The organism is Flavobacterium sp. (genome assembly GCF_031422135.1).
GTDB lineage: Bacteria > Bacteroidota > Bacteroidia > Flavobacteriales > Flavobacteriaceae > Flavobacterium.
In genome coordinates, this window is sequence record NZ_JANOQD010000061.1 from 1 (window position 1) to 10,723 (window position 10,723).

Sequence of the window (10,723 nt, forward strand, 5' to 3'; positions counted from 1 at the left end):
AAGACAGTGGCGAAGGACGGTGTTTTTTGTAGCTGGGTGATGCGATGGGAGCTGCAAAAAATGTTGTCCTGGAGCCACTGGCAAGCGCGTTGGCAGGAGCGGCTGTTTTACATAAATGATATTATAGCTTCATTGCAAAAAACAAAAAAACAATAAACTCGCTTTGTGATGAACTATAATACTCAATTATGTAAAACAGCTTGGGGAAAAAAATTACTGGCGCAAGTTGCGAAGCGTACGTGTTTTTGATAAAAACTGTGCCAGTAATTTTTTTTGGAGCGTTGGCAAAGGAGTGGCTTTTGAAATGTAAAACTTCCTTTTTACCACCGAACGAAAAAGATTGTTCTCGCTATTGGAAATGTAATTAGCGAAATGAAGCAAACAAAGAATTGATGATAGGAATACTTGGACTATGAGCAATTTTTGTGCAGCTGAATGAGATAATTACAAACATTTATTGATAAATAATGTAAATTCAGTAATAGAAAAAATGATGTTTATTTATCAATTATATCATATTTAAAATGCTCATAAATCATAACCATTGCTAGTGTATCCAATTCACAATACTTCAACAGACCTTGAGTTATTTCATTTCTTTCTTTGGTTGACATATCAACATATTGTAATTTAGCATAGGCTGTTAATGCCGCTCCTCCATCTGCAATATTTTCTATATCGGAAATATTATCTTCCAGTTCTGTTTCACTCCAATTGTCAAATAATAGAGGTAGGGTTTTGTATGGATTAATTACTTTATCACCGTCCATTTGTAACCAAATATGATTTGTTGGAAAGTTTTGACTGCTCAACAATATATTACCAATTGGTTGACTATACTTCTTTTTTAAGAATTCACTTGAGTTTAAACTTGCCGGTAAAACTGCCTTGATGGAGTTGGAACCATTTGTATAGGGATTGTAATAATAGTCTTTGACCACTTTACATAAATCAACCATATTTCTATTACCTTCCCATTGTTTCTGTTGGTTTTTGGTAGATTTAGAGATTGTTTTTAGGAAAGTAATTAATTTTTCTTTGTCTACTTCATCACTTTCTTCCAATTGAGTAATTATAGCATTGATAATAGTGTTCTCGTGGGTTGCAAACTTAAAAACTGTTCCGTCATCATTTCCAATAGCTGCTTGTAAAGCTCTAGCAAAAATAAAATTAGGAAATTCACCTGCTGTATTATTAATATATTGGCTTTGGTGTTGTATAGTACCATCTTCATTGTATTTATGATGTGAAAACTGGAATGCTACTTGCTCATAAGGTTTGCGACCAGCAGTAAAAGGTAAGGCTACTGTACTTGTTTCAAAGTCTATAAAATGTAGAGGGAAAACCCATTTATCCATTTCCTGTTTTAATGCTTCTTTTTCTACATAAATTGAATTATCATTTTTGACTGCTTTTTCTACTTGTATCCATTGTCTTTCGGATGGTGCTATCCTATCTGCTTCGGCTTTAATATTAAAATCTTCTTCAGTTAATTGTTCCATTAACATACGGTTTTCTTCCATAACGTTTTTTCTTCTGAAGTTCCATATTTGCAAGACATTTGGCTTATTAAAATCCGAAGATGACCAATTCAATTGTTTGGTAAAGCAATTTTTAAAGCCAGAAAGCAATCTATCCTTTTCTTGTTCAGGACTTGTTTTAAATTCACAATTTTTGCAAGCACTGAATTGTGTTGGCCAATTTATATATTTGTCTTCTTGATAGGCTTTCTTGAAAGTGATAATAGCCTCTTCAAAATTGAGATTTTCGTGATACTTGTATTTATCATCGATAATATCATTTACGATAGTATCAACATTTACTTCTGACAATACTGAATTACCAATTTCTTTAAGAGAATGCACTTTTTTTATAATATCTGTTCTTGGATTGCCATTATTTGGAATTCGGAATAATTGATTTAAACCATCAATACTTGCTTTCTTAGTTTTATCTGCCATTAACAAATAGGCATCAAACTTGAATTGAGGAAATGTTTTTTGAGCCACATATTTTTGAAAAGCTAAATCAAATAAGTAAGGCTTCCACGAACTCACTAAACCACCGCGAGCACCAATAAAATTATTTTTTTCGTTTGGATTAAAAGACTTGGCTTTTACTTCAATTAGCTTAATAGCATTCCCTTTTTTGACAATTATATCTGTTCTTATAAAAAGCCCATCGAATTGAAAAGCGGCTTCATAAATTACCACATTGTCATTCTGTAACGCTTCTTGAGTTAGTTGAGCTGCTTTTTCATATTCATAGTTTTCTGTATTTATGAAAATACCGTTTGGATAATGAAGTCTTGCTAATTCTTCTACTTGGAAGCCACCATTTGCTAATGCTTTCAAAAAAGGGTCTTCATTTTTATTGTTTGCATATTCTCTTTTAGAAGTATAAAAAAGTTTATTGGGACATTCCAATGCCATTTTGAATCGAGATTTCGTTAATAGTTTCATAGTCGATGTTTTACTTTTAATAAGGTTTAATATAAAACTTTTAAATATCTGTTCAAATAAAAAAGGTAGCCCAGTCAGACTACCTTTAACTCTTCATTAAAACAAACAAGTTTATTTCAAATTAGATCACCTTTTAAAGTGTAACAGTTTTGCTTGTGTGTGGCGGTTAAAAATTATTCCTCAAACAAAAAAACTTTTCATACTTGACAAAAAGCCAAATAATTAAAATCCCAATATTTAATTTTCAAACTTAAACCCGCATTCGGTTTGACTGGTTGCAAAACTTTATATTTTAGTCGTAAACTTCTAACGATTTTTTTGCTGTCAATTCTTTTGATAAATTAAAATTATCCCATTTTGTAAACCAATACTTTCTTTCTTTTTTAAAATTAAGTATATCAAAGTGTAAATGTACTGGAATATTGAATAAATCCATAATATCTCTTTTAAATTTATTATCTACAAATGGACAAACCAGTATATCAAAAAAAAGTAAAACTAACTCTGCCGATTTCTTTCTTTTATCTTCATCAACATTTTTTATTTTATTTATAATTGCAGTTTTGATTGCCTTTTTAACTTCTTCAAAACCGTGAGTATTTCTAATATAAAACAACAAGACTGTAATTACAAAATAATTTGGTTCAAAGTCAAATTCTAAATTATTTGAGGTTTCGTTTCTTTTTAACTTAAAATATTCTATTAAATCATTTTGGGTTAATTTATAATTTTTACCTAATTCACGTAAAATTATAAATAGGTACAATGTCTCTATTTGAATATGTTTTTCTGATTTATTATTTAATAAAATCAAATTTATTTCATCGGAGATTTTCTTTAAAATTAATTCTCTATTTGAATTTTGTTCATCAAATCTTGAAAAGTATTTATATTCTTTTGGATTAAGTAGATTACCCGTTTTAAATTTATACTTTCCTTTATAATAAAGCATTATAGCCGATAATATAGTTGAAAGTTTTATAGTTGAATTAACTTTTGGTGAAACAGTATATAGAAAAAAAGCGAAGTCTAAAATTTCTATAATATAATCAGTAAAAGCTTTTTCCTGTTTTACCATTTTCTTTAACTGTTCTTCTGATAATTCTCCTTTACTTTTAAGATTAACTAAAATTGCATAGTATTTTTCAAATTTACTTATACTTCTTTCAACCCTCTTATTGATGATTGCTAATGTATAATTCATTATATCCTTATATTCAACATTTGATTCTTTTACCAAGATTTTAAATCTTGTAATTAGATGATTTGAATCGCATTCAAAGTTTAATTTTTTAAGTACACCATCATCTTCAACGTAGTCCTCAATTGAAAATTTGATTTTTTTACTAAATAAATCACCCATTTTTTCTTTGGCAATGGTGAGTTCAGTAATTAGAGGTTTATTATAATAATGTGTTTTAGATTCACTAATTGACATTTTATATTCCTTCAGATTAAGCTTAAATCTTGATAGAATTTTATCTTTATCACTGTCTTTATTATAAAAAACAAAGAAGTCATCTACATATCTGTAAACCTCGTAATCTGTTTTATAATATAATTTATCTTCTTTCCTTAAATCATTTTCTACCGATTTATCAATTTGTTGTAAAATTAATTCTGCAAATATTCGTGAAAATTCAGGACCAATGATAATGCCATTAGTTTCTCCATAATTAGCACTTTGCATAAAGTTATCGAATTGTCCTGGGAATGTTTGATTAGAAATAGAGATATTATCTTTTACAATTTCTTTATTATAAATTGCCCAACTCATTGAATGTGTATAAATACTATCAAAGCATTTTGCAATATCAAATTTGAACATTTTATCATATTTTTTCTCTGAACGATGGTAATGATAATCTTCGTAAAACTTATAAATATTTGAATACTTCTTATAAGTAAAAAAGTTTTTTAAATTTTCATATTCTTTACCATCACTTTCAATGAAATCGTCATTATCTCCTGTATTTTGCTTGTTAAGTTTATCATTATTAAAAATGAATTTAGCAATTGAGAATGGTTTGCGAATAGAAAATTTACTTTCTTTAGAATAATACAATATTAGTTCTTTGTATTTGTCATAAAATGTGACTAATTCTACTTGGCTTTTAGGATGTGGAATAGTTAATTCCCTGTAATCTTTTGCTTTATGTGTTATTCTATATACAAAAGGAATTTTACGATTTTCTGATTTCTTAGGATCTCTATCAATCGTAATTACATTATTTACACTACCATTTGACAAATCAAACAAAATTTGCATAAACTGAACTATAACAGCTTCTTTTTTCGCATTTTCTTGTTTTGCAAACGAAAGTTTTTCACTTCCATCTTTTATGAAGTTTACTTCATATTGATCCAAGAAATTATAAAAATATCTATTTGAAAAAGTTAAAGGAGTTTCATAGGGTAGTGTGTCGGATAGTACTACTCTGTTTTTTGAATATTTTAAACTTTTTTTTGTTCTCTTTTTTTTCATTATTTCCAAGCTTCAACAATTCTTTCAAAATTGTTCATTAATACTTTTTCTGCCTTGTATTTTGGAGAACGTAAATCAGGAATATCTTTCTTTTTTCCATTTATGTTATAAAAACTCTTTTCATTAAAACCCTTTTCAAAGTTGCATTTTTTAAGTCTTTTATTTAAAGTTGGATGTCCTGCTACAGGTAATTTTATATCAACTACAGTATGTAACATTTGGTCTAATCTTTTTAAGCATTCGCTGTCATTTTCCAATAAACTATTTGAATAATAGATACCTATTAAACCCTTCTTGGGTTGATGAAGTCTTGAATTTTTTGTTAGATAATTAAATCTATGAATTAATAATTTTCTCGCTTCTTTCTTATTATAACTATGCTCACTAAGATATCTGTCAATTGATTTCGTGATGCGTTCTTTGTATTTCCTTTTTTTATTATCCGATAATAGAATTTCCTTGTATGCTGACCTAACAATTTTAAATTTATATCCTAATAAAGTAATATCAACAGTAGTAGTTTCATTATTTAATAAATCAATTTCTTGAGTTTTTGAAACTTCACCTGGAACCGAACCATCTTTTATATTTAGACCTTTGTCTTCTATTATCCTTTTTATTTTATCTAAGTAATTATCTGAAGTGTTTTTCGATTTTGGTGTAAAGAAAATAATTATATCATCTACATATCTACCATAAAAAGTAACGCCTTCAATATTTTTAATTTCTTCATCAATTTTTCTCATATACAGCTCTGCTAAAAACGGACTGATACCTACACCTCTAGGGATGCCTTTTCGAAGTTGTTCTTTTACAATTAATTGATTTGTCAAAAAATTATAGTTGTAGAGTAAGTTTTTGATTAAAGAGACTGATTTAGGACTTAATAAGGAATTGTTTTCTATTAGTTTTAACAATTCATATTGTGGAACATTTTCATAAAATGACCTTATATCTGTTCTAATAATAAATTTTGGGAATTTATCTTGTAATAATATTTTAACCTGTTTTACTATTTGGTATCTGTTTGCCTGTTTTACTTTGAAAGTTCTAAAAACATTATATTGAAGTTGTTTCATTGTAAAGAAAGAAACTGCATCTTTGCTAGTTGTATAAATTGTTTTAGAACCAGATTCTGGAATAAAAGGTGTTAATCTAAAATTAAAACTATTACTATTGACTTCATTTGAGAATCTATTGAGGTCTATTTCTAAATAATTTTCTTTTGCGTCTTCAAGTATTTGTTTTTGTTCAAAAGCAAGTTCATAAGCTGTATCGTCTCTTACTACTTTGTTTTTTTCAACTTTACATTCTCTTCTTTTCGCTTTTAAAAGTAATGTTGTTCTATGATAGTCATCTGAATAGAAATCATTATAATAATTACCCTTACGATTTTCAATTTCGTGAATAATCTTAAAGTTTTCAAAAGAAAATGATTGATTTAACATATACCTTATATTTAACTATATTCTATAAAAAAATTTACAACTGCATTACATAAGAATTATATCAAATGCCTAACCTTAATTTTCTTAAACTTTTTACCAAAACCTAGTATAATTGCTTCGTTGTTTTTAATAATTAATTCTCCTTTTTGAAGTCCTGCGATGGCTTGTTTTATTTCTACTAAATCGCTTCCTGCTACTCCATACATATCTTTTAGCACTGCATCGTTAATGGATTGCTGCTTCATTATTAACGGATATTGTGCATTGGCATAGAAATCAAAATGTTTGCTTTTGTAAGCATCCATATTTTGAGTTGCCAGAATGATACTCATTCCTTTGTTACGACCTACTGCAATCAAATCACGAAGTGGTTTGTTGTCAAATCCTAGCATATAATGAGCTTCATCAATGATTGTGAAGTGCCTTAATTCTACTTTTTCTTTATCATTGGCTTGAACTGGTAGATTTTCGTAAATGGAATTTAGTTTTGAAACTATGAAATAAACTATTGCTTTTCCGATTGGACCTTCTTTTGGAAATTTATCCATTTTCACAATAAAACTATTTCCAATTAAATCAATTCTATCATCGTTTAGGAATAGATTAGCACGCTCTAATTGACTTAAAACCGATTTTACACTATCCATTCTTTCGCGTTCGTTTTGTGGCTGTAAATCGGTGTAGTTTTCTATTATAGTTGTGAAATTGATTGATTTTCCTTTTGTGTCTTTATAGGCATTGATTATTGCTTCGGATAATCTATTACTCATATTGGCACTGATTTTTGCACTATCAATAGCTAATAATGCGTTTGCCAATTCTGTTGAGTATAAATTGATTTCGTTTTGTGTTTTGCCTACAAAATCTTTGAATGGTGTAAATGGTAAAGGTTCTACCATTGGATCTAAAATAGCGGAACGGTTTACTTCAAAATGTTGCAGCCAATCATTATTTGCTATATCTGAAAATTCTCCTTTGTAATCGAAGAAAAGAAAATTTACTGGATAATTACTTTCAACCGATAATGAGCGCATTTCATTCATTAAAACGGCTAAAAGATTTGATTTTCCTGAACCTGTTGAACCTGCAATAAGAATTTGAGTGTTGGTTACATTTTTGCTATTCATATCTAAATAAGCATTAATATCCCCATCATAATTTCCAATATTCAAGTTTAATAATGGTATCTGTCCTGCTTTTATTGAAGCTGTTGTACTGACTTTTAGCCATTCTTGAAGTGTGTCGCCTTTCATTAGTAAATCAAAGCCTCTGAAAATCTCGGCATTTACGACTTTACTTTTTGTAATGTTATCTTCCCAATTTATTTCTAAATCGTGGTATCGCAACTTTATCATTGATGATAACATACCATTTAGATTGTGAACTGTAAAAAGTGTTGGATGAATACTGTTAGACGACATTTGAATATTCAGTACTTCTTTATTTCTTTTCTCATTATCGGATAAACCTGCAATCAAACAAATACGCATCAATTTTGCATTACCTTTTGGCGTAACATTTTTATGATTATCTGTATAGTTTTTTAAATTGATGTGTTTTTCTAAACGTTCTCGCAAATCATTCATTTTTGAATTTAACGCTTCCGCTTGTCTTAATCCTGTTTCTATAGATGCCATAACTGCTTTGTATTAATTAGGAAAATAGCCTTCTACTACCTCTGTTAATTGATTTTCCTTGTCTCTAACGAGAGTGAATTTTTTGGAAATGAAATTTTCTATTTTTTGCAAATCAATCGCTTTCCTAATTTCACTGTCGGTACTCAATAAAATGGTTTGATGTGATAATTTAGGGAAGTAATTTTCGAGTAATGAAGCTCTACTACTTTCGTCTAAATACCCCATAACTGTATCAATCATTACTGGTGGATTGTAGTCACCGTAATAATGCAATGATTTTAAAAGTACCTGGATAATTATTTGTTTTGAAGCTGCATTTAACTCTTCCAAATAGATTTCGTTTCCTGCTTTGTGATAAATTTTAAATGACAAGTTACTTAAATCTTCGGACAACACTACACGATCTATTTGATTTTCATAAGCAACCAATGTGGTGTTCAAATCGGTTTTCATTGTTTCTTCGATACGTGATTTTTTATTATCCAGTAAAGCATTCGATATTTTAGTAAACAACGGACCTAATTTTTTCAGAACTTCTAATTTAGGATTTGGTACTTCATCATCAGACAAATCAAATCTTTTAATTTTTTTGTCTAAAAGCTCCATATCAGACTGATAATTTTTGATAGCTTCCTTGTACTCTTTTATTTTTAATTCGTTAGCTTCAAAGTTCTGTATCGTTTCTTCGCCACCTCCCATATCATTTTTCCTTAAATCCAATAACTGAATTTTCAAATTAGGTAGCGAAGTCAATTCCTTTTCTAAACTACTCTTTTGTTGTTCTAGTGTATTGTATTGATTGATGCTTGACCAACCTAACAATTGTTCTAAGTGAGTTACATCATTCTTATCAATGAAATCGTATTCCGTATCATTTTTGTTTTGACCTGATTTTTTAAGGATATAATCTGCAAGTTTTATTTTCTGTTCGGCTGTTAGTTCTCCTTTGATTAAATTGTATTCTTTGAGGAATTCTAACACTTTATCTGAAACTTTGCTAATGTGTTCCGGCTCAATAAAATCGCTATTATTTTGTTGACTTTTCTCTGAAAGTATTAATTCAATTTCGTTTTGAACGATAGTAATGAGCTTCGGAATGAAAACCTGAATTTCAATATCATTAAGGAATTTTTCAGATTGGTCAATAAAAAGGGTTTCTTTATTTAAAATATCCTCAATCTTTCTTTCTACGATTTGAATTTGTTCCTTGATATTCGCCTGAAAATTTTTGCCTTCTTTAGCACTTTCATAGAATTCTTTTTGAGCCAATGAATAACTCAAACTTCTATCATACTTTACTTTAGTGGCATCTATTAAATCCTGGTATTTTTTATGTTCCTCTAAAAGGTTTTTGTATTGAATTCTTTCTTCTTCCACTTCTATACTTTGCGCAATGTATTCCTGCGTTAGTGTATTGGTTGCATTGCCTAATTGAATGTACTTATTGAAACCCATTACGTTTTCAATATTCTCTTTGATAACACGATTAAGGTATTCGTCCTTTAACAAATTACCTGCTTCCATTGCATCAAAAAGAAAATATTTACTTAATTCTTGTGGCAGGTTGGCTTTGATTATTTTATTTACTTCGGCTTCTTTTTTTACTCTTTCGGCGTGTGGTGTTGCCGTACCGTAGTTAAAAACGTCACCATTAAGATTAAGCATTACAGCTTCTACTGGACTGTCCTGTGCGTTAAGTGTATATAATCGTTTGATTATGTATTTGTAATCATTGTGCAATACTTTACCCGTAAAGTGAATTTCTAATTCAATTTTGTTGCTACTATTACCTGCTTTTTTTGCCCTTTCTCCAGCGTTTTGTAATTTATTGAAGTGTTGTTCGTCTTTTACTTTTAGACCATACAACGCACTATAAATGGCTTGAAATAAAGTGGTTTTTCCACCTCCATTTTCTCCACCAATTAATATTATTGGCTGCTCTTCGTTTACGGTTAAATCCAAATCGAGTTCACGATAGGTTTTAAAGTTTTTGGCAATTATTTTGGTAATGAGCATAGTACTTATATTTTGTTTAAAGCCTTTTCAATAATTTTTTCAATCTTTTTGCTATCAATATCTTCGTTATTGATTTTAAGATTGTGGAACTCTTTTAGTATATTTTCTTCAAGCCATTCAAACCCTAATCCTTGCTCTTCACAAAGATTTTTGATAATTTCCATATCGTCTTTACGAATACCAAAATGAATGAATGTCGTATCTAGTCCTTTGTTTATCATAACATTATTTTTTTAATCGTTTAATGTCTTCTTCAATTTCTTTCAAACTTTGCTCTTTCTCAATAGCAGCTTGTTTTAGTTTGTATTTTTCGAACTCGGCGGATGATTTTTTTAAAGCACTATCGTGACTTATTTTACCAGCGTGTGTTAGTAATTCTCTACCGTTGAGTTGCAGTATACCGTCTAATCTTGCAATCCAATCTTTCATATACATAGGCGTTTGTTGTTGTGCCATAGTTTCGGCAAATGCCAAATATTGCTCTACCAATAGTCCTAGTAATTTTATTTCATTTTCATCAAGATAATTTTTTGCAATACTAACTTCTTGTTTTGTTACCGATTTTGCTTTTGGTTTGTCATAAGATTTCATTCCTAAAAGTGGTAAACTGGCATCTACTCTTCGATACACTAACTCGGCTGCCGTATTTTGAGATATTGCCCAAAGTAATTTATT

General features: G+C 29.2%; 7 protein-coding genes. All 7 read right to left on the reverse strand.

Annotated features, from left to right (window positions below):
- Positions 1 to 497: 497 nt before the first annotated feature.
- A complete protein-coding gene (locus tag RMO70_RS08470; RefSeq protein ID WP_310555996.1) occupies positions 498 to 2,462 on the reverse strand; it encodes a DUF2779 domain-containing protein in 1,965 nt (654 codons plus the stop codon).
- Positions 2,463 to 2,754: 292 nt separating this feature from the next.
- On the reverse strand, positions 2,755 to 4,947 hold the full coding sequence (gene drt3b, locus RMO70_RS08475; protein WP_310555997.1) for an antiviral reverse transcriptase Drt3b: 2,193 nt from the start codon (positions 4,945 to 4,947) through the stop codon (positions 2,755 to 2,757).
- Positions 4,947 to 6,395: an antiviral reverse transcriptase Drt3a gene (gene drt3a, locus RMO70_RS08480; protein WP_310555998.1), complete on the reverse strand. Its 1,449-nt coding sequence runs from the start codon at positions 6,393 to 6,395 to the stop codon at positions 4,947 to 4,949. The genes drt3b and drt3a overlap by 1 nt, the downstream gene beginning before the upstream one ends.
- Before the next feature lie 56 nt (positions 6,396 to 6,451).
- Positions 6,452 to 8,032 carry a helicase HerA domain-containing protein gene (locus RMO70_RS08485; RefSeq protein ID WP_310555999.1) on the reverse strand — a complete coding sequence of 527 codons (1,581 nt, stop codon included), beginning with the start codon at positions 8,030 to 8,032 and terminating at the stop codon, positions 6,452 to 6,454.
- A 12-nt stretch (positions 8,033 to 8,044) separates the two neighbouring features.
- Positions 8,045 to 10,048 (reverse strand): hypothetical protein, encoded by a 2,004-nt coding sequence (locus RMO70_RS08490; RefSeq protein ID WP_310556000.1) that lies wholly within the window; start codon positions 10,046 to 10,048, stop codon positions 8,045 to 8,047.
- A gap of 5 nt (positions 10,049 to 10,053) precedes the next feature.
- The gene (locus RMO70_RS08495; RefSeq protein WP_084089375.1) at positions 10,054 to 10,269 is read right to left on the reverse strand and encodes a DNA modification system-associated small protein; all 216 of its coding nucleotides are present in this window, start codon (positions 10,267 to 10,269) and stop codon (positions 10,054 to 10,056) included.
- A gap of 4 nt (positions 10,270 to 10,273) precedes the next feature.
- On the reverse strand, positions 10,274 to 10,723 hold a 450-nt coding region (gene rhuM / locus RMO70_RS08500; RefSeq protein ID WP_310556001.1), incomplete at its 5' end, for a RhuM family protein.

Bases quoted from the DNA above. Each gene is read 5' to 3' on its own strand.
- RMO70_RS08470 (WP_310555996.1), bottom strand. From the start codon at position 2,462: ATGAAACTATTAACGAAATCTCGATTCAAAATGGCATTGGAATGTCCC.
- drt3b (WP_310555997.1), bottom strand. From the start codon at position 4,947: ATGAAAAAAAAGAGAACAAAAAAAAGTTTAAAATATTCAAAAAACAGA.
- drt3a (WP_310555998.1), bottom strand. From the start codon at position 6,395: ATGTTAAATCAATCATTTTCTTTTGAAAACTTTAAGATTATTCACGAA.
- RMO70_RS08485 (WP_310555999.1), bottom strand. From the start codon at position 8,032: ATGGCATCTATAGAAACAGGATTAAGACAAGCGGAAGCGTTAAATTCA.
- RMO70_RS08490 (WP_310556000.1), bottom strand. From the start codon at position 10,048: ATGCTCATTACCAAAATAATTGCCAAAAACTTTAAAACCTATCGTGAA.
- RMO70_RS08495 (WP_084089375.1), bottom strand. From the start codon at position 10,269: ATGATAAACAAAGGACTAGATACGACATTCATTCATTTTGGTATTCGT.